This is a genomic window from Rahnella sp. CJA17(1/100) (assembly GCF_963881615.1).
Taxonomy (GTDB): domain Bacteria; phylum Pseudomonadota; class Gammaproteobacteria; order Enterobacterales; family Enterobacteriaceae; genus Rahnella; species Rahnella aceris.
Genome location: NZ_CAWOJA010000006.1, coordinates 102,705 through 123,348, shown reverse-complemented (window position 1 = coordinate 123,348; position 20,644 = coordinate 102,705). Strand labels below are relative to the sequence as shown.

The following is a 20,644-nucleotide window of genomic DNA, read 5'->3' as shown; positions in this document are numbered from 1 at the left end:
TCGAGAGAATAGCGGGAAAGTGTGTTCATTCCGGTCCCTGGCTGACATGTGAAAAGCATCCTGCTTTTCGGGGTGTGAGGAAACTGTATTCACATGGTGAAATTGTGGGAATAGAGTTTACTCAGAAATTTGGCTTCGTATAGTGATATTGATTCGAGAGTCTGAACAATATTTTAGGGGATAAAAAAAAGCCCCCGCGTGTGAGCAGGGGCTTGTATTACTCTGACTAAGTTGCTTATAAATTAACTTTCGGTACAACAAAAGCTGTTTATAAACTAGGTTGTCAGATAGTTCTGTGCTTTAGCAAGACCATCGGAAATTTGTGAATACGCCTTGTTCACCGCATTACTGGTGTCACTCACCGCGTCCTGACCAAAGTTTGATAGGCGATCGGCAACCTTATTAACATCTTCCGACCAACCCGCACCATTAACCATTTCAATATCATGTTCTGTTAATTGTTTCATCTTAGGCCTTCCTTTTAATCTGTTAAAGCAAGTCCCCTTAAATAACGGGGGCGATGAAAACATTGAGTAATTCTATAGAGATAATTTCTACGCAATGTCTTCACAGGGATTAAGCCTAGAGTACTGCGGACGGAATTTGACTAGGAATAATCTCCTATGTGGATTTAGATATGTAACTCATTGTTTGAAATCATTATTAAGATATTTTTAAATCTGAATAATTAATGCGGTGTGCAAAAAATAATCGAACCAGAGGTCAGGTGGTTATTTTTTATAAGACATTGAAATTAATATTACTGCGCAATTATCCCTGCATGGAAATAACTTCATCCGGTGTTTCAGAGTAATCGCGGTGGCAGCGTGATTATGTGCTGCTATCTTTCAAAGATTCTGTTTTTACAGCCGGTTTTTCTGGAACACTTAAATATGCTCTTTCGTAAAGAGGTAAATGAACATCAGCAAAGTCACTGGGCGGGTAAGGCTTTATTGCTCGCCGGCTGGCCTTTATGGATTGTCACGACACTCACGGCCCTCTTCCTGTTTGCTTTACTGATATTCCTGATCTTCGCTAACTACACACGTCGCATCAACGTCAGCGGTGAAATCATTACTCAGCCGCACAGCATTAATTTATTCAGCCCTGAGCAGGGCGTGGTCACCAAATTGTATGTCGATACCGGCAAACCCGTAAAAAAAGGCCAGCCTTTATATGAAATCGACGTCAGCCGTGTGACGCAGGCGGGGAATGTCAGTACCACCACGCTCGCTGCTATTAAAAAGCAGCGCGAGCAAATCGATTCCATTATTGCCCAGCTGGAACACAATAAGCAGGAAACCCTGCAAAACCTGCAACAGCAACTCGATCAGTATCAGAAGGCGCATGAAGTCTCACAAAGCATGGTGGATTCGGCGCAGGAAGGGCTGGATGCCATGAAAAAGAGCATGCAGAACTACGGGGCATATCAGAAGAAGGGCCTGATCAATACTGACCAGCTGAATAATCAGCGCTACCTGTTTTACCAGCAGCAGACATCGTTCCAGAGCCTGAACACCCAGGCGATTCAGGAAGCGCTGCAAATCACCAATCTGCGCAGCGAACTGGTCACCCGCGCCGCCGAGTTTGATAACCAAATTTCACAGTACGGCTACCAGCGCAATGACCTCGAACGCCAGCTGGCGCAGGCCGATGCTAAAGGTTCCTTGCTGATCACCGCGCCGACCTCCGGCAAAATCTCTTCGCTGAGTGTCACGCCCGGTCAGATGGTTAATGCGGGTGACAGCCTCGCGCAACTGGTGCCTGCCAGTAATTCCCCGTTCTTCCTGGTTGCCTGGCTGCCTAATGAAAGCGTGCCTTACGTGAAAGCCGGCGAGCACATCAATATCCGTTACGAAGCCTATCCGTTTGAAAAATATGGTCAGTTCCCCGGCAAGGTGGAATCGATTTCCTCTGCGCCGGTTTCCGAACAGGAGCTGAATTCTTACGCCAGTGCGCCGAGAACGGCCAATGGCACGGTCAGCGGGCCGTATTACAAAGTGATTGTTTCACTGGATAAAAAAGCCATGAACTGGCATGGCGAAACGCTGAATTTATCCAGCGGCATGAAAGCCGAGTCGACGTTATTCCTGGAGAAAAGGCCGCTGTATCAGTGGATGTTGTCTCCGTATTACAGCATGAAGAAAAGCGTGGTGGGGCCAATCAATGAATCTCGATAACGTACGGGAGCTGGCTGACCGCCTGCACTTTAGCTGGCGCCACCGGGTGCCGCAGATTATTCAAACCGAGGCCGCAGAGTGCGGACTGGCCAGTCTGGCAATGGTGTTTGGCTATCACGGCAAACACGTCGATATGCAAAGCCTGCGTCAGCGCTATGGCATATCTTCACGGGGCGCGACGCTGCGCACGCTGATGGATATCGCGGCAGCGAATGAGATGAAATCCCGCGCATTAAAGCTGGATATCGATGAGCTGAACGCGCTGAAAACGCCGTGTATTTTGCACTGGGACCTCAATCATTTCGTGGTGCTGGTTGGCGTTAAACAGGGCAAAGTGATTATCCACGATCCGGCCTTTGGCCGCCGTTCGCTTGGCATGCGCGAGGTGTCCGAGCATTTCACTGGCGTGGCACTCGAGCTGTGGCCGGACAACGGTTTTACCTCTGAGAAACCGCGTGTGCGGCTGGATCTGCGCAAAATGATGGGCAACGTCAGCGGCCTTATTCCGGCGCTGACCAAAATCTTCTGCCTCTCGCTGATGATCGAATCGGTCAACCTGCTGCTGCCGGTCGGGATGCAACTGGTAATGGACCATGTGATCCCGGCGAAAGACCCGGATTTACTGACCCTGATTTGCCTTGGCTTACTGTTCTTCATCATTTTCCGCACCGGCGTCAGCATGTTACGCGCCTGGACATCGCTGGTGATGAGTACGCTGATTGATGTGCAATGGAAAGCGCGGCTGTTCGATCATCTGATGAAACTGCCGCTCGATTATTTTGAGAAACGCAAACTCGGGGATATTCAGTCGCGTTTTACTTCGCTCGATACGCTGCGCACCACGCTGACCACCAACGTGGTCAACAGTATTATCGACGGCATTATGTCGGTCGGGTTAATCGTGATGATGGTGCTGTATGGCGGCTGGCTGATTTGGGTGATTCTTGGCTTCACGGCGATTTATGTCATCTTCCGCCTGACCACGTATAACGCTTACCGCCAGGTTTCCGAGGAGCAAATCGTTAAAGGTGCGCGTGCCGGTTCGCACTTTATGGAAACGCTCTACGGCATCAGCACGCTGAAAGCACTGGGTTTATCGAAAGCCCGCGCCAATTTCTGGCTCAATCTGAACATTGATAACGCCAATGCGACGGTGCGCAAAACTAAGTTTGAGATGATGTTTACCGGCGGCAACACGCTGATCGCCACGCTCGATCAGGTCGCGCTGCTGTGGCTGGGGGCGACGCAGGTGATTGACGGCCATATGACGCTCGGGATGTTTGTGGCCTTCAACACCTATCGCGGGCAGTTCTCCGAACGTGCTGCCAGTCTGCTGAATATGGTGTTGCAACTGCGGATGCTTTCCCTGCACCGCGACCGTATCGCGGATATCGCGCTGACCGGCACCGAGAAATCGCTGCCGGAACGTGAGCTGCTGCGGGCGGGCGAGGCAGCGTCGCTGGAGGTGCGGGATCTGGTGTTTCAGTACGACAGCCTTTCCGCACCGCTGATCAACGGGCTGAACCTGTCGGTGGCAGCGGGCGAAAGTGTGGCGATCACCGGGCCGTCGGGGCAGGGTAAAACCACGCTGATGAAGATCATGACCGGTTTGCTGACGCCCACCGAAGGCCGCATTCTGATTAACGGTATGGATATCACCACCGCCGGACTGAACAATTACCGCAGTTGCATCGCCTGCGTGTTACAGGATGACACGTTGTTCGCCGGATCTATCGCCGAGAACATTGCCAGCTTTGATGAGCAGAAAGATGAAGCGCGTATTATTGATTGCGCCCGCCGTTGTAACATCCACGACGATATCGAACGGATGCCGATGGGCTATGAAACGCTGATCAGCGAACTGGGCGGCAGCCTGTCAGGGGGGCAGAAACAGCGTTTGCTGATTGCCCGCGCACTGTACCGCCGTCCGGCGATACTGTTCCTCGACGAGGCCACCAGTCATTTGGATCTGGACAATGAAATGCGCATCAATCAGGCGATCAGCGAACTGGACATTACGCGGATATTTATCGCCCACCGTCCGTCTACGATTGCCTCAGCAGATCGCGAGATCAAGCTCGGTTAAATCCTTCCTTCAGGCGATCCCTGTTCCGGGATCGCCTTTCCAAAATTGCGGCCTCTGTTACATCTCCTCACGGAAAGTTCATCATTTGTTTAAAAGTTATTATAAAATGCGGGCTTCATCGTCTGACGGCGCTGCATCGCCTCCTGCCGTCTGAACTGTCTGTGCTCCTGTTTCTAAAAAATATCAGCGCAACAGATTAATTTTTAGGAGTTTTCATGTCGAATCAGTTCCCGAGCTCACGCCTTCGCCGCCTGAGACAGTCCGAATCCCTGCGCACTCTTTTTCAGGAAACTGAATTTAGCGTCAACGATCTGGTACTGCCGATTTTCGTAGAAGAAGAGACCTCTGAATACGTACCCATCGAAGCCATGCCGGGTGTGTTGCGCATCCCTGAATCCCGCCTGGCATTTGAAATCGAACGTTACGCCCGCGCCGGTATCCGCTCTGTCATGACGTTCGGTATTTCGCATCACATGGATGCCACCGGCAGCGATACCTGGAACGAAAACGGTCTGGTCGCGCGAATGGCGCGTATCTGTAAAGACACCGTGCCTGAAATGATTGTCATGTCCGACACCTGTTTCTGCGAATACACCTCACACGGCCATTGCGGTGTGTTGCACGACCACGGCGTGGATAACGACGCAACCCTGGTCAACCTCGGTAAACAGGCTGTCGTGGCGGCGGCGGCTGGTGCAGATTTCATCGCGCCATCCGCCGCGCAGGACGGTCAGGTGCAGGCCATCCGCAGTGCCCTGGATGAAGCCGGATTTATCGATACCGCAATCATGGCGTATTCCACCAAGTTTGCATCTTCCCTGTACGGGCCTTTCCGCGAAGCGGGCGGCAGTGTACTGAAAGGCAACCGCAAGCAATATCAGATGAACCCGATGAACCGCCGCGAAGCCGTGCGTGAATCGTTGCTGGACGAGCAGGAAGGCGCCGATGCGCTGATGGTGAAACCGGCCGGTGCGTATCTGGACGTGATCCGCGATATCCGCGAAGCCTCCCGTTTGCCACTGGCGGCGTATCAGGTCAGCGGTGAATACGCGATGATCAAATTCGCTGCACAAGCCGGTGCTATTGATGAGCGTGCCGTCGTACGTGAAAGTCTGGGCGCGATTAAACGTGCGGGCGCAGATATTATCCTGACGTACTTCGCGATGGATATTGCCGAAAACGGGCTGTAATTTTTGCTCTCGCTGCAAACCAAAACCGGGCTTCCGCCCGGTTTTTTTATGTCCTCGCGTCGGAAGCTGATACTGCGCGATGTATGTTCAGATAACGTCTTTAATATTTAAGAATAGCAGAAAATTAAAATAATGCTTTTTTATAGAGAATTACCTCACCATTAATAGGGTGTAATTAATAAAAAAGTATTCATACAAAGAATAAGGTTTTATAGCGGTTAAATTACTGGCTTTTGTAACTTAATAAACTGAGTTTTTTATTAACTAATTTTTATAGCCTGCCGATACCCCATGTGCTTCACATACAATCGTATTTATAAAAATAATGGAGAGCCATGCGCTATGAAAATATTTATGTCATATTTTGAAAATCTAAAAGTCGGGAAAAAATTAGCATTAGGTTTCGGACTTGTCTTATTGTTGAGCATTGCAGTTGCTTTATGTGGTATTAAAAATCTGAATGATATTTCCATTCGAGCTGAGAAAATAAGCCAGCTTAAAGTGATAACTGACCAGTTTGCTATGGCGAAAGCTGAAAGACTGGAATATGTGAAAACGCACGATGAAAAATACATCACAATGAATGAGGTGAACTTACAGCAGGTTGATAAAAAAATTGAAAGTCTCAGGTTGCTTCGTTGGGATACAGAGCACCTGAAGATGCTTAATGAAATGTCAGAGGTCATGAAGACGTATCGTGACAAGCGTGCTCAAACGGTCCGCGAGACCCAACAACGTGATCTTGTTGTCAGTCGTTTTGTGCTGACACGCGAAGAATCTGAGATTAACAGTCTGGCTCAGTCCTATGCGCGAGATCCCGCACGTGCTGTCACCGCGATCGCGTTAGGGGATATCGTCAGACACATTGATGGGGTGGCGACACGTGTAAAACTCCTCCAGTTTGAGAATACTGAGGAATCCCTTCAGGCTTTAACAGGTTTTATGGATGAATCGATTCAGCAAATGGATGCCGTCAAATCCCAGTTAAATCCGGCTGATGTCAGCATACTTGAAGAAATTGAACGCTCGGTCTCGGCCAAAAAGGCGAGTGCCGGAAACTACCTCCAATCCTATATTGCTGAGCAGGAAGCGACTCAGTTGCTTGCGAAAGCAGGCGGCAAGCTGACTACCCTGAGTGACAATATATTTGAATCGGAGCTGAGCGCGGCGCATGACGATATCAGAAATGCAGTTATATGGATGACTTCACTCCTGGTAGCAGCAGTCTTATTAAGTATTGGCATTGCACTGATTATTTCCCGCCAAATTGTGAAGCCTCTGGCTGACACGCTTGACGTCGCCAGACAGATAGCGCGCGGTGATTTAAGAGCCCATCTCAATACCACGCGTCGTGATGAGCTGGGAGAACTGATGCAAGCTGTAGATGAGATGAACACCGATCTCCGCCGTATCATCGGGGATATTCGTACCGGTGTGACGCAGGTGAGCCATGCCTCCGCAGAAATTGCGGCAGGTAATAATGATTTATCCGCACGCACTGAGGAACAGGCTGCTGCGCTTGAAGAAACGGCAGCCAGCATGGAGCAGTTAACTGCGACGGTTAAACAGAACGTGGACAATATTCATCATACCAGCCGCCTGGCGGGCAGTACTTCAGAAACGGCGAATAAAGGCGGGCAACTCGTCTCTCATGTGGTGAAAACTATGAATGAAATTACTGCAAGCTCAGCAAAAATTGCTGAGATTACGACGGTAATTAATAGCATCGCTTTTCAGACCAATATTCTGGCTCTCAATGCGGCTGTTGAAGCGGCGCGTGCTGGCGAACAGGGGCGGGGATTTGCTGTTGTGGCAAGCGAAGTGAGAAGCCTTGCGCAGAGAAGCGCTCAGGCTGCAAAAGAAATAGAAGGTTTAATTGGTGAATCGGTAGAGCGAATTAATGCAGGGTCAGATCTGGTAGAACAGGCGGGGACTACCATGCATGACATTGTGACCAAAGTGGCTAATGTTACCGAAATACTGAATGAAATTACTCAGGCATCGGATGAACAGAACAGGGGAATATCTCAGGTAGGGCAGGCAATAGTGGAAATGGACAGCGTGACTCAACAAAATGCGGCCCTGGTGGAAGAGTCTTCTGCTGCCGCCAATGCGCTGCGAGATCAGGCACAAAATCTTGCTGCGTCTGTTTCACGTTTTATTACTGAGTAATCTGATTCTCAAAACAGTCGTGATATTGCGTGCCGTTTGTGCACCACATAGCATGACTGTTTTGTTAAGCCGACCATGTGTGTCATCGGCCAGGTTTTGAGATAAATGCAATTCCCATCCGTAACCCTACTTCTTCACAATGCCCGCAATATCATTGGTGTTCATCAGATGATAATCGCCATTCATGTCGGTGTAGCTGGTCATGCCGGTATTGCGGTCACGATCCGGTTCGCCGTGGGCGAAAAACTGGTCACCGGATTTGGTGTTAATCACATAATCGCTGGCGCAGCCAGTTAACGACAGAGCCAGAACCACAGCCGTCAGGCAGGATAATTTCTTCATTGTTCAGTAGTTTCCCGTTGCAATCATCTGCCCATATTACAAAACAACCCGCCGCAAGAAGCAAAGAATAAAAATGTCACCAGGCGTAAGGGTGCGTGCAAAACCGTGCTTGTGCACCAGCGCGGTGCGATGTGATCCCGTCGTTGTTTCTGTCAGTTGCCCGTAACGCTCTCCCGTCGCTATCTATACTCACATAACCCGTCACATTCTCAGAGGTTGAGTAACAATGGCAGATATTTTGCTTATGTTTTTTTACCTTTGATGTTTTCACCCCCGGAGATAAGCGGGAAACCCTCAGTCTTAAGGCTTAAGCGTTAAATTTCAGATTTTCTGATTACGACTTCGTGTTGGTGTTTTTGCTACATGCGTTTTCCATAACCCGTTTTGCATAAACTCTGTCCTAAGGATCATGATGATGTCGATGAAATTTATTAAAAGTCCTCTTTCTTTGTTGCTGGCAGGCTGTCTGGTCACTGCGTTTACCGCGCGTGCGGATATCGTGATTGGCGTTGCTGGCCCGTTCACTGGCCCGAATGCCACCTATGGCGATCAGTACTGGCATGGTGCCACACAGGCCGCTGAAGACATTAATGCCGCTGGCGGAATCAACGGCGAGAAAATCAAACTGGTGCAGGGCGATGATGCCTGCGAACCGAAACAGGCCGTTGCGGTCGCTAACCGTCTTGTTGATCAGGATAAAGTGCAGGCGGTGGTCGGGCATTTTTGTTCATCTTCTACCATGCCCGCATCTGAGGTTTACAACGATGCCGGCATTATCGCCATCACGCCGGGATCCACTAACCCGCAAATCACCGAACGCGGCATGAGTGATATGTTCCGCATGTGCGGACGTGATGACCAGCAGGGGCAGGTTGCCAGTGATTACATCATCGACAAGCTGAAAGCCAAAAAAGTGGTCATTATCCACGACAAAGACACTTACGGGCAGGGGCTGGCGGATGCCACCAAAGCGGCGCTTAACAAGCGTGGCGTGAAAGAAGTGATGTATGAAGGGTTATCGCGCGGCGAAAAAGACTTCAACGCGCTGGTCACCAAAATCAGTGCGCAGAAACCGGACGTGGTGTTCTTCGGCGGTTGCCATCCTGAAGCCGGTCCGCTGGTACGCCAGATGCGTGAGCAGGGCGTGCAGGCCACGTTCTTCTCCGGCGACTGTATCGTCAACGAAGAAATGGTCACCGCCGCAGGCGGCCCGCAATATACCAACGGGATTCTGATGACCTTCGGCAAAGACCCGCGTCTGATCCCGGAAGGCAAAGTCGTTATCGATAAATTCCGCGCCAGCAAGTTCGAGCCGGAAGGCTACACCCTTTACTCCTATGCCTCCGTGCAGGCTATTGCCGCGGCATTCAAAGCCACCGGCGGCAGTGATTCCGCCAAAGCCAGCGCCTGGCTTAAAGCCAACAGCGTCGATACTGTCATGGGCAAAAAAGCCTGGGACAGTAAAGGCGACCTGAAAGTCTCTGATTACGTGGTTTATAAATGGGACGACAAAGGCAAATATCAGGAAGTTAAGGAATAAAGCACTCTTATTTGCCATTTTGAACCCGGGCAGTGCTCACTCTTTATGAAAGAACTGGCTCACGTACTTAATGTACGCTCCGGCTCTTGTGCGCTGGCCGGGTCCAAACTGGCTGCAACGATAACGCTTTATTAGCTTTAATGAATGCGCCCTTAGCCAGGCGCGGTCACAAAAAGAGACTGCGTATTTATGGATTCATTCTTCCTGCAACAACTGTTTAATGGCATTACGCTCGGTGCTGTCTACGGTCTCATTGCCATCGGCTACACCATGGTTTACGGCATTATCGGCATGATCAACTTTGCGCACGGCGAAGTGTATATGATTTCGGCTTACCTCTGTGCCATCGCGCTGGCGCTGCTTTCCTTCTTCGGGCTTCACTCTTTTCCGCTACTGATCCTGGGCACGCTGGTGTTCACCATCGTGGTCACCGGCGTGTACGGCTGGGCGATTGAACGCATTGCCTATAAGCCGCTGCGTAATTCGACCCGTCTTGCACCGCTGATTTCTGCTATCGGCATGTCACTCATCTTACAAAATTATGCGCAAATCAGTCAGGGGCCGCGACAGCAGGGCATTCCGACCATGCTGGATGGCGCATTCCGTTTTCATATCGGCGAAAGTTTTGTCCAGATGACCTACACCAAAATTTTCATTCTGGTGGCGTCGCTGGCTGGCATGCTGGTTTTATCGTGGATTATCAGTAATACCAAACTTGGTCGTATGTGTCGTGCGGTGCAGCAGGACAGAAAAATGGCCTCCATTTTGGGTATTAATACTGACCGCATTATCTCGCTGGTCTTCATGATTGGCGCAGCGATGGCCGGACTGGCCGGGGTTCTGGTGACCATGAACTACGGCACGTTTGATTTCTACGCCGGTTTCATCATCGGCATCAAAGCTTTTACTGCGGCGGTGCTCGGCGGCATTGGTTCATTACCCGGCGCGATGCTGGGCGGGCTGATCCTGGGGATTGCCGAAGCGCAGTTCTCAGGCATGGTGAATTCCGATTACAAAGATGTGTTCTCCTTTGGATTGCTGGTGGTGATCCTCATTTTCCGCCCTCAGGGCCTGCTGGGCCGTCCGGTCGTGACGAAAGTGTGAGGGAAATAAAATGATGTCACAAACTGCTGTGAACAGCGGATTTTCATTTAAACGCTGTCTGCTGGATGCCATTTTTGCCGGGCTGGTGGCGCTGATTATTTTCGGGCCGGTGGTCGGCGTGGTGCTCGATGGTTACAGCTTTAACTTTCATAGCCAGAGGCTGGTCTGGATCATTGCTGCGGTGATGACGGGCCGCTTCCTGCTCAGTGCATTTTTAGAAACCACGGCCGGGCAGAAAATGCGTGCGCGTTTCGAATCCGACAGCGCGGGCGTCTATGTCCGGTCGCCGGATTATAAAAGTCATCTGCGCTGGGTTATTCCGCTGCTGATTGTGCTGGCCATTTTCTTCCCGTTCGTCGCCACCAAATACATTCTGACGGTCGCCATTCTGGGACTGATTTATGTGTTGCTCGGCCTCGGGCTGAATATCGTGGTCGGACTGGCCGGTTTGCTCGATCTGGGGTATGTGGCGTTTTACGCCATCGGGGCTTACGGGCTGGCGCTGGGGTATCAGTATCTCGGCCTCGGTTTCTGGTCGATGCTGCCGCTGGCGGCGGTGATGGCCGCGCTGGCGGGTGCGTTGCTGGGTTTCCCGGTGCTGCGTATGCACGGCGACTATCTGGCGATCGTGACGTTAGGTTTCGGTGAAATCATCCGGCTGGTGCTGACCAACTGGTTGTCGTTTACCGGCGGCCCGAACGGTGTTTCCGCGCCTCCGCCCACCTTTTTCGGGCTGGAATTTGGCCGGCGGGCGAAAGAGGGCGGCGTGCCGTTCCACGAGTTTTTCCATCTGACCTATAACCCGAATATGAAATTTATCTTCATCTATGCCGTGCTGGTTCTGGTGGTGTTGCTGGTGCTGTTTATCAAACACCGGCTGACCCGCATGCCGATTGGCCGCGCGTGGGAAGCGCTGCGTGAGGATGAGATTGCCTGCCGCGCGATGGGGCTGAATCATGTGCTGGTCAAGCTGTCTGCCTTTACCCTCGGGGCTTCCACGGCCGGAATTGCTGGCGTGTTTTTCGCCACGTATCAGGGCTTCGTTAATCCGACGTCTTTCACCTTTTTCGAATCTGCACTGATTCTCGCTATTGTGGTTTTGGGCGGTATGGGCTCAACCATCGGCGTGGTGCTGGCGGCATTTGTGCTGACCGTCGCGCCGGAACTGTTGCGCAGCTTTGCCGAATATCGCGTATTGCTGTTCGGCGTTTTAATGGTGGTGATGATGATCTGGCGGCCACGCGGGTTGATCCGCATCAGCCGCAGCGGGTTTGCCGTGCGTAAAGGAGTCGCGCCATGAGCGAAGCGTTAGCGGATAACAACATCCTGAGTGTCGAGCATTTGCGCATGCATTTCGGCGGCATTAAGGCGCTGAACGATGTGAATCTTGCGGTGAAACGCGGATCGATTACCGCGCTGATCGGCCCGAACGGCGCAGGAAAAACCACGGTATTTAATTGCCTGACAGGTTTTTATAAAGCGTCCGGCGGCAATATTTTGCTCAATACGCGCCGCCGGACGACCAATGTAATCCAGGTGCTCGGGCAGAAATTTCAGCCTGATGACTGGATAAAACCGGCGCAACTGGGCAAACGCATTTTCTACAAAATGTTCGGCGGTACACACCTGGTTAACCGCGCCGGGCTGGCGCGTACCTTTCAGAATATCCGGCTGTTTCGTGAAATGTCGGTGGTTGAAAATCTGCTGGTCGCTCAGCACATGCAAACCAACCGCAACCTGATTGCCGGTGTGCTCAATACGCCGGGTTATCGCCGTGCGGAAAATCAGGCGCTGGACCGCGCATTTTACTGGCTGGAAGTGGTGGAACTGGTGGATTGTGCCAACCGGCTGGCAGGGGAAATGTCTTACGGTCAGCAGCGCCGGCTGGAAATCGCCCGTGCGATGTGTACCGCGCCGGAAATGATTTGCCTGGACGAACCGGCAGCCGGTCTGAATCCGGTTGAAACACGTACGCTGAGCAAAATTATCCGCTTCCTGCGCGATCATCACGACATCACCGTGCTGCTGATCGAACATGATATGGGCATGGTGATGGACATTTCCGACCACATTATCGTGCTCGACCACGGCGACGTGATTGCCGAAGGAATACCGCAGGCTATTCAGAACGATGAGAAAGTCATTGCCGCGTATCTGGGTGCTGATGAAGACGACGAGGTCAGCTTATGAGCGACGCGATGCTGGAATTTCGTGATGTGAATGTGTATTACGGGGCGATTCAGGCATTACAGCAGGTCTCTTTGCAGGTGCATGAGGGGGAAACGGTGGCGTTGATTGGTGCCAACGGTGCCGGGAAATCAACGCTGCTGATGTCGATATTCGGCCAGCCACGTATACAGAGCGGGCAGATCCTGTTTCGCGGGGAAGATATCAGCCGCAAATCGACACACTTTGTGGCTTCGGCTGGCATAGCGCAATCGCCGGAAGGGCGACGTGTTTTTCCGGATATGACCGTGGAAGAAAACCTGCTGATGGGCACCATTCCCGTCGGGAATAAACACGCGGCAGAAGATCTGCACACCATGTTTGAGTTATTCCCGCGCCTGAAGGAACGCCGTAAACAACGGGCGATGACCATGTCCGGTGGTGAACAGCAAATGCTGGCCATTGCTCGTGCGCTGATGAGTCGCCCGAAGCTGTTACTGCTCGATGAACCGAGTCTTGGGCTGGCGCCTATTATCGTTAAACAGATTTTCCAGACCTTACGCGAACTGGCAAAAAACGGCATGACTATCTTTCTGGTGGAGCAAAATGCGCATCATGCGCTCAGGCTTTCTGACCGGGGTTATGTGATGGTCAACGGACAAATTCGTCTTAGCGGTTCAGGCGAGGAACTTTTACATAATCAGGAGGTGCGGAAAGCTTATCTCGGAGGAATCTGATTTTTCATCTTCAATGCCCGCGATACCCCGTATTGCGGGCGTTCCCGCCAACTTTTTTCCGCATTTTCAACCTGCCTCCACATTTCGCCCACAGTATTCCGCTATCATGCAATTCTTACAGAAAGGTGACCGGAAAGTTAATTTTCTGAGGTATCATGCGGAATTAGCTGTCATGAATTTGTAAAACGTCAGTTTTTTTGGGCACATCAGTGGCCTGAAGCCGTGTTAAGGCGTTGACCCACCAGGATCAACAGGCTATATAGCGCTATCCGTTTTTGGCATGAATTTTCCTGTCTCAGGGATGAAGTAAGTGAATGACAAACGGGTCATTCGCTCGATGAGTTGAACCGTCGGCGCTGCTCGCAAAACAGCAGAAATGGGTCGTAGAGTTTATTGTTTAAATCAGACAGGGTGCTGAAATGGCTTCTGAGATAATTTCCTTCGTATTATTTCTTTCTTCTATTTTTCTCTACGTCACGCGGGCGTCGGCCAGCCGTGTCTGGTTTTCACTGGTGCTGTTTTTCCTCGGGCTTTACGTCATTCTTAACGTCATCCTGATCGGCAGCAATTATTTCACCGGTGAAGGCATCACGGACGCGGTGTTATATACCGTCACCAGTAGCCTGAAAGGGGCGGGGCTCAATAAATATATCCTGCCGTTTATCGGTTTACTGGCAGGGCTTGTCAGCGTATTTGCTTTGCTGGCGTGGGGGCTGAAGCAGCGTCGTGCCAAAAACAGCAGCGCGGTCTACAGTGCGCTGGCCGTGGTGCTGGCGGTCTTTTCTGTCGGTTCCACACAGGCATTCCAGAACATCTCCCGTCTGGTCAAAACGCAAATCTCAGGCAGTGGTGCAGATTTTAGTACCTATTACAAAGTGCCCGAAAAAGCCATTAAAGGCGCGAAAAAGCCTAACCTGGTTTATATCTACGGCGAGAGCCTGGAACGCACGTATTTTGATGACAAAGTCTTCCCCGGCCTGACCACCGAATTAAATCGCCATAAAGCGCAGAGTACCGATTTCACAAACACCAAACAGTTGCCGGGCACTGGCTATACCATTGCAGGTATGGTGGCTTCTCAGTGTGGGATCCCGCTGTTTGCGCCGTTTGATGGTAATGCCTCCAGCGCACTGGCGACTTTCTACCCTGAAAACGTCTGTCTTGGCGATGTGCTCAAAGGTGCAGGTTATACCAACTATTTCTATCAGGGCGCTGAACTGGCTTTCGCAGGCAAAGGGACCTTCCTGAAATCCCATGGTTTCGACCATCTTTATGGTTACAACGAATTGCGTCCGACTGTGGCGGACCCGTCTTATAAAAATGACTGGGGCTGGTATGACGACACCTTGCTGGATGAGGTGTACAAAAAATTCGTGACGCTGAGTCAGGAAGGTAAGCCGTTCTCACTGTTCACGCTGACCGTTGATACGCATCATCCGGACGGCTTTATTTCCCGCGGCTGTACCCGCAAGGAATATAAAGTGAACGGTAAAGCCAACCAGTCACTGAGCGCCGTGTCCTGTAGTCAGGAACTGATTGCCGCATTTATCGATAAGATTAAAAAGTCCGGTTATTTCGATAACACCATCATTGTGGTGTCTTCCGATCATCTGGCGATGAACAACACGGCTTACAACATTCTGACCAAACAGAACCGTAAAGACCTGTTCTTCGTACTCGACGGCCGTCATCCGGCAGGGGAGCTGAACGGTGCGAAACGCAGCACCCTGGATAATGGCGCGACCGTACTGGATATGATGGGCGGCGACAACTACATCGGTCTTGGACGCAGCGGTGTTTCTGCGACATCGATGACTGCGCAGTTCCTCAATATTGATGACAAAGTGAATGCCTGGAAACCGGCGGTCATCAAACAGTGGGGCTTCCCGAACAGCATCAAAGACTATGCGGTGAATACCAAAGACAGCACTTTCACCTTCTCCGGCATGACCATCAAAACGCCGTTTATTCTGAAGGTCACGGCAGACAAAATTGAGCCGATGTTTGATGTCTATCTGTCCACGCCGCTGAAAAAACAACTGGCCGGACTGGCGACCAGCGATAACTTTGTCTGGGTTGATAAATGCTACGAAATGGGACGCGTCTGGGCACCAGAGTTGTCGCTCAATACCGGCCTGTGCGTTGCATCGGGGAACCTCGGGGCGAAGCCGACGATCGTGCAGGTCACCGGCGATACCTTCAAAGGTAAAGTGGACTTCGTGAAAGACACCTCGGGCAGCAATGCGATTTATCAGCAAACCCTGAAGACGCTGAATATTGATGATTCCGCCACCACTTATCAGTCGAAAGCCATCGCTTTTATGGTGCCGGGATTGCCGGAGCAGGTAAAAGCGATTACCGGTGTTTCAGCCGTTGAAAACTGGGGACGCTGGTCAGATGCCAATCTGGCACCGTCGGTGAAAATTGATTACGTTAAACCGCTGCCCGCCACCTTTGATGTGGTGATCCGCGCACGGGCTTACGGCAATAACATCGATAAGCCGGTTTCCGTCCGTGTCGGGGATCAGGAGCAGTTTGTCACCTTCGGCGATAAAGACGGTATCGTGAAAGTACAGTTCACCAATCCGGGAGCGGAGCAAAGTATCGTCATCACGCCGCCGGAACCGACCGAACCTACTGAAGGCACCAGCGGCGGCTTCCAGCCTCGTAAACTGGGCATCGGCATGGTCTCTCTTGAAGTTCAGCCGGTGGATCCGCAGTCTTAATCCGCTGTTTACCCTAAACGCTAAAACCCGCTCCGGCGGGTTTTTTATTGGAAGCAAATTGGGGAAATGGCAATTGAAAAAACACTTAGCATTTTTATCGCTTTACTATCCTATTTCGGTTATTCATTTCAAGAATAACTATCATTAAAACAATATTATAAAGAAATAAGCCGATCGGTATACTCGCCAAATTCCTGCACGGAAACACAGCCCGGAGCAGGCATCTCATCACACTTTTGGGGATAGCGTATGCGCAAGACATTCAACAAAACAAAGACCCGTATTCACCGTGCTGTTTTACTGGCCGCGGCCTCGGCAGTGATCATTTCCGGCAGCGTGCTGGCAACGCTGAGTGCGGCACAGGCCGCCGATAAAACCACGGTTAAGGTCGGAATTATCAGCGGGGAAGACGAAGATGTCTGGCGTGAAGTGGTCAGACAGGCCGCAGCAAAAGGTCTGACGGTAAAACCGGTGATTTTCAACGATTACAACCAGCCAAATGAAGCCCTGCAAAACGGCGAAGTGGATGCCAATGCCTTCCAGCATCAGCCTTTCCTCGATAACCAGATCAAAGTGAATCACTACAACATCGTGCGCGTGGGTGATACCGCTGTGTGGCCAATCGGGTTGTACTCTAAAAAAGTAAAATCTGCCGACCAGCTGAAAGAAGGGGCGGTGATTGGCGTGCCGAATGACCCGGCGAACGAAGCGCGCGGGCTGATCCTGCTTCAGCAATCTGGCGTGATCAAACTCAAACCGGGCGCCGGTATTTCCGCCACTACGGCGGATATCACTGAGAACCCGCGCCACGTCACCATTAAAGAGCTGGATTCCGGCATTATCGGCCGCTCCGTGCCGGATCTGGATGCTGCGATTGTGAACACCGACTGGGCGCTGAAAAGTGGCCTGACGCCTGCGGATCGTATCGCGCAGGAACCGGTAAAGAATAATCCTTACAACAACTTCATCGCGGTGAAAACTGAAAATGTGAATGCGCCGTGGGTGAAAACGCTGGTCAGTTCTTACCAGAACGAGGCTGTCAAACAGGTGTTTGATAAGGTCTATAAAGGCACCGGCGTGACGGCCTGGTAAGGATGTAAAGCATGACGATCATCTCTGAAACCGGTGCGCAGTTCACGGCGACGCCTTCAGAAAAAGCCCCTCCACGCCCGGCTAACGCCGGGCAGTTTGCCGGTGGCACTCTGAAAACGCATCAGGATGAGGTGCATGACGTCGTGCGCCTTGACCATGTAAGCCGTCAGTTCGGCACAATTCAGGCGCTGAAAGATGTCTCGCTGACGGTCCGGCGGGGCGAAATCCTGGGCATTATTGGCCGCAGCGGTGCGGGGAAATCCACCCTGATCCGCTGCCTGAACGGACTGGAACAGCCGGACAGCGGCGTGATTGAAATCGAAGGCCATGCCATCACCGGCCTGAGCGAGAAAGCCTTGCAGTCAGTGCGCAGCCGCGTGGGGATGGTGTTCCAGCATTTCAATTTGCTGTCGGCCAAAACGGTTGAGCAGAATGTCGCGCTGCCATTGAAAATCGCCGGATACAACAAGGCACGGCGTCAGGCGCGTGTCGCCGAACTGCTGGCGCTGGTCGGGCTGGAAGATAAGGCAAAGAACTATCCGGCGGCGTTGTCCGGCGGTCAGAAACAGCGCGTCGGTATTGCCCGTGCGCTGGCAGCCAGTCCGGCACTTTTACTTTGCGATGAAGCGACATCGGCGCTCGATCCTGAAACCACGCGTTCGATTCTGGCACTGCTGCAATCCCTCAATCAGAAACTCGGCATCACCATTTTGCTGATCACCCATGAGATGGAGGTGATTAAAAAAATCGCGCATCGCGTGGCGGTGATTAATGGCGGTGAAATTATCGAAGAGGGGCCGGTGTGGCAGGTGTTTGCGCATCCGCAGTCCGCGCTGACCCGTACGCTGTTACAGGGATTATTGCCGCAACTGCCGGAAGCGCTGGCTGAACGGTTGTCGCCGGTACGTCAGGGCGAGGCCATTTACAGCGTCCAGTATGCGGAGCAGGGGCGGCAGGGCGAAATACTCACTCAAATGGCGACGGCATTACCGGGCAAATTCCGGCTGATCCAGGGCGGCGTGGATCATATTCAGCATTATGCCGTTGTGCGTTTCTTCTTCTCAGTGCCGGTAAACGATACGGCATCTGAGCAGGTTGTTTTAGACTGGCTGCGACAGCACCAGGCCACCGTGGAGCTGACAGGTTATGTCTCCGGTAATGATTGATTTACTGATTAACGCCGTCGAAGAAACGTTGCTGATGACGGCAATTTCCGGCCTGTTCTCGCTGATCGCGGGTTTGCCGCTGGGCCTGATTCTGGTGATGAGCAGTCCTGGCGGCATTGCCGAAAATCGCTGGGTTAACCGCTCGCTCGGACTGGTCATCAACGGTTTCCGTTCTCTGCCATTTATCATTTTGCTGGTGGCGCTGATCCCGGTAACCCGTTTTCTGGTGGGCACATCGCTCGGCACCTGGGCGGCGATTGTTCCGCTGTCGATTACCGCCACGCCGTATTTCGCCCGCGTGGCAGAAGTCTCGCTGCGCGACGTGGATCGCGGACTGACTGACGCCGTTCGCGCGATGGGTGCCAGTAAACTGCGTATTGTCTGGGACGTGCTGATCCCGGAAGCGCTGCCCGGTATTTTGTCCGGATTTGTGGTCACGCTGGTGGCGCTGATTGGCGCATCGGCGATGGCGGGCGCTATCGGCGCAGGCGGACTGGGTGATCTGGCAATCCGTTACGGTTATCAGCGTTTCGAAACGGTGGTGATGATAGAAGTGATCGTCGTGCTGATTGTGATGGTTTGCGGCATTCAGTGGCTGGGGGATCGTATCGTGGCACGCGTCGATAAACGTCATTAAAAAGCCGGTTGTGCGGCGACCGGCTATGTTCAGTCTCTACAACTCGCTGCGTGAACGCCAGCGTTCACGGGCCATAAATCCTTTCACACCGACATCCAGGAACGGGCGCGGCGGCAGATAACTGGCGCGTCCGATGCCCTGCATATCGGCCAGCAACGGATTGTCCTCTCCCAGCGCATGTTCCGCCAGCAACCGCCCGAACGCACTCTGCTTGGAACTGCCGGAACCATTACATCCCGCTGACGAATACACGTTCGGCGCAATATTCCCCCATACCGGCGCGCCGTTGCGCGTAATGCTGATCAGCCCCGACCAGGTGTACGCCATATTGACGTCCTGTAACTGCGGATAAATACGGGCAAATAATGCCTGATGGCGGCGGGCATGACGGCCGGTTTCTACCGCACGGGTCACCAGACCTGGCGTAAAGTTGACGTGCTCACGGATCAGGAAGCGATGGTCAGAGGTATAGCGCAACGTCGCACCCGCCAGTGCATTCACCGGCGTCGAACCCCACGGCGCAATATCACCGATCAGCTGACGTTGTGCGGGTGACAGCGGTTCAGTCAGTGTTGCAAACGTCGACATCGCGAAGACGTTGCCTTTGAACAGCGGTAACCCGCGTGCTGCTCCATTGATCGCCAGCATCAGTTTACCGGCATGCACTTCGCCGTGCGGCGTTTCTGCATGAATAGTGCCCTGAGTGTCAATCTGCAACGCAGGTGAGTTGGCATAAACCGTGACGTTTGCCGGCAACGTGGCCACCAGCCCGCTGATCAGCGCCGCCGGATTCACCAGAATACAGTTGGGTGTATACACCGCGCTGCGGTAAAAACCGGTGCCCAAACGCTGACGGAGTGCGGCTCTGTCCAGCAGCTCAAAGCTTTCGCCGAGCGTGGTGAGTTCCTGCTGATAATGCGCGATTTCACCGTCAAACTGCGCACTCACGGCGCAATGGTATTTGCCTGAATTCAGCCAGTCGCACGCAATATCATGTTTATCGACGGTCTCTTTCAGATGATGCAATCCGTACTGTAAAAGACGCCGGTACGCATTGGCGTGTTCCAGCTCAGCCGATGTGCTGCCGACGGTATGCGGTAAATCAATCACAAAACCCGAATTACGGGCCGAAGCGTTATCGGCCACGTCGAGCGCCTCGAGTACCACAACATGCTCATGCGGGCGAAGCTCGGCAATACGACGGGCAAATGCCAGCCCGGCAAAGCCTGCACCAATCACCAGCCAGTCTGCCGTGACTTTTCCACGTAAAGCCGGATGGCGGGGAGTATCACCCCGCAGCGCCGCCCAGCCGTTAATATTTTGATCAAGAGGTAAATGTTTAATTTTCATTGTCTGTCAGGTGGTTATCCCGGGTGCAATGATCCTAAGGGATAGACGTATAGATGTCTAATGCGGATTAATGCTATCAAAAGAAGGTGAGCTGAATACTGCACAGGTAGCGGCTGAATCTGGTCTGTCTGCCACCCCCTGAGAATTTTGCCGGTG

At 52.2% G+C, this 20,644-nt stretch carries 16 protein-coding genes; 13 read left to right on the top strand and 3 right to left on the bottom strand.

Translation table 11 applies throughout. The features are described from left to right. Window positions 1-275: 275 nt before the first annotated feature. Window positions 276-467, bottom strand: a complete 192-nt coding sequence (locus AACU55_RS04345) for a hypothetical protein (RefSeq protein WP_013576041.1) — start codon at window positions 465-467, stop codon at window positions 276-278. A 426-nt stretch (window positions 468-893) separates the two neighbouring features. Between AACU55_RS04345 and AACU55_RS04340 the strand changes: the two genes are divergently transcribed. From AACU55_RS04340 to AACU55_RS04325, 4 genes are all read left to right on the top strand, one after another. Further along, entirely contained in the window at window positions 894-2,180 is a 1,287-nt protein-coding gene (locus tag AACU55_RS04340) for an HlyD family secretion protein (RefSeq protein WP_037035553.1), read from the top strand. Then, window positions 2,167-4,266, top strand: a complete 2,100-nt coding sequence (locus AACU55_RS04335) for a peptidase domain-containing ABC transporter (RefSeq protein ID WP_134706737.1) — start codon at window positions 2,167-2,169, stop codon at window positions 4,264-4,266. The genes AACU55_RS04340 and AACU55_RS04335 overlap by 14 nt, the downstream gene beginning before the upstream one ends. A 215-nt stretch (window positions 4,267-4,481) precedes the next feature. After that, a complete protein-coding gene (hemB, locus tag AACU55_RS04330) occupies window positions 4,482-5,456 on the top strand; it encodes a porphobilinogen synthase (RefSeq protein ID WP_134706736.1) in 975 nt (324 codons plus the stop codon). Between the two features lie 342 nt (window positions 5,457-5,798). Continuing rightward, window positions 5,799-7,628: a methyl-accepting chemotaxis protein gene (locus AACU55_RS04325; protein WP_134706735.1), complete on the top strand. Its 1,830-nt coding sequence runs from the start codon at window positions 5,799-5,801 to the stop codon at window positions 7,626-7,628. A gap of 126 nt (window positions 7,629-7,754) precedes the next feature. On the opposite strand, the gene AACU55_RS04320 is transcribed toward AACU55_RS04325, so the two are convergent. After that, complete coding sequence (locus AACU55_RS04320; RefSeq protein ID WP_013576036.1) at window positions 7,755-7,970, bottom strand: YgdI/YgdR family lipoprotein; 216 nt, start codon at window positions 7,968-7,970, stop codon at window positions 7,755-7,757. Between the two features lie 415 nt (window positions 7,971-8,385). On the opposite strand from AACU55_RS04320, the gene AACU55_RS04315 reads away from it, so the two are divergent. From AACU55_RS04315 to AACU55_RS04275, 9 genes are all read left to right on the top strand, one after another. Then, the gene (locus tag AACU55_RS04315) at window positions 8,386-9,510 is read left to right on the top strand and encodes a branched-chain amino acid ABC transporter substrate-binding protein (protein WP_112152190.1); all 1,125 of its coding nucleotides are present in this window, start codon (window positions 8,386-8,388) and stop codon (window positions 9,508-9,510) included. A gap of 189 nt (window positions 9,511-9,699) precedes the next feature. Beyond that, window positions 9,700-10,614, top strand: coding sequence for an ABC transporter permease subunit (locus tag AACU55_RS04310; protein ID WP_013576034.1), 915 nt, complete (start codon window positions 9,700-9,702; stop codon window positions 10,612-10,614). Between the two features lie 13 nt (window positions 10,615-10,627). Further along, on the top strand, window positions 10,628-11,914 hold the full coding sequence (livM, locus tag AACU55_RS04305; protein ID WP_173362108.1) for a high-affinity branched-chain amino acid ABC transporter permease LivM: 1,287 nt from the start codon (window positions 10,628-10,630) through the stop codon (window positions 11,912-11,914). Next, the gene (locus AACU55_RS04300) at window positions 11,911-12,804 is read left to right on the top strand and encodes an ABC transporter ATP-binding protein (RefSeq protein WP_013576032.1); all 894 of its coding nucleotides are present in this window, start codon (window positions 11,911-11,913) and stop codon (window positions 12,802-12,804) included. The genes livM and AACU55_RS04300 overlap by 4 nt, the downstream gene beginning before the upstream one ends. Then, window positions 12,801-13,517, top strand: a complete 717-nt coding sequence (locus tag AACU55_RS04295) for an ABC transporter ATP-binding protein (RefSeq protein ID WP_015690111.1) — start codon at window positions 12,801-12,803, stop codon at window positions 13,515-13,517. The genes AACU55_RS04300 and AACU55_RS04295 overlap by 4 nt, the downstream gene beginning before the upstream one ends. 419 nt (window positions 13,518-13,936) lie before the next feature. Then, window positions 13,937-16,243, top strand: coding sequence for a phosphatidylglycerol--membrane-oligosaccharide glycerophosphotransferase (gene opgB, locus AACU55_RS04290; RefSeq protein WP_037035540.1), 2,307 nt, complete (start codon window positions 13,937-13,939; stop codon window positions 16,241-16,243). A gap of 249 nt (window positions 16,244-16,492) precedes the next feature. Beyond that, window positions 16,493-17,335: a MetQ/NlpA family ABC transporter substrate-binding protein gene (locus AACU55_RS04285; RefSeq protein ID WP_134706734.1), complete on the top strand. Its 843-nt coding sequence runs from the start codon at window positions 16,493-16,495 to the stop codon at window positions 17,333-17,335. A gap of 11 nt (window positions 17,336-17,346) precedes the next feature. Beyond that, complete coding sequence (locus AACU55_RS04280; RefSeq protein ID WP_134706733.1) at window positions 17,347-18,501, top strand: methionine ABC transporter ATP-binding protein; 1,155 nt, start codon at window positions 17,347-17,349, stop codon at window positions 18,499-18,501. Further along, complete coding sequence (locus tag AACU55_RS04275) at window positions 18,482-19,138, top strand: methionine ABC transporter permease (protein ID WP_013576027.1); 657 nt, start codon at window positions 18,482-18,484, stop codon at window positions 19,136-19,138. The genes AACU55_RS04280 and AACU55_RS04275 overlap by 20 nt, the downstream gene beginning before the upstream one ends. A 36-nt stretch (window positions 19,139-19,174) precedes the next feature. Here the strand turns inward: AACU55_RS04275 and AACU55_RS04270 are convergent, their stop codons facing one another. After that, a complete protein-coding gene (locus tag AACU55_RS04270) occupies window positions 19,175-20,488 on the bottom strand; it encodes an NAD(P)/FAD-dependent oxidoreductase (protein WP_134706732.1) in 1,314 nt (437 codons plus the stop codon). Window positions 20,489-20,644: the final 156 nt, after the last annotated feature.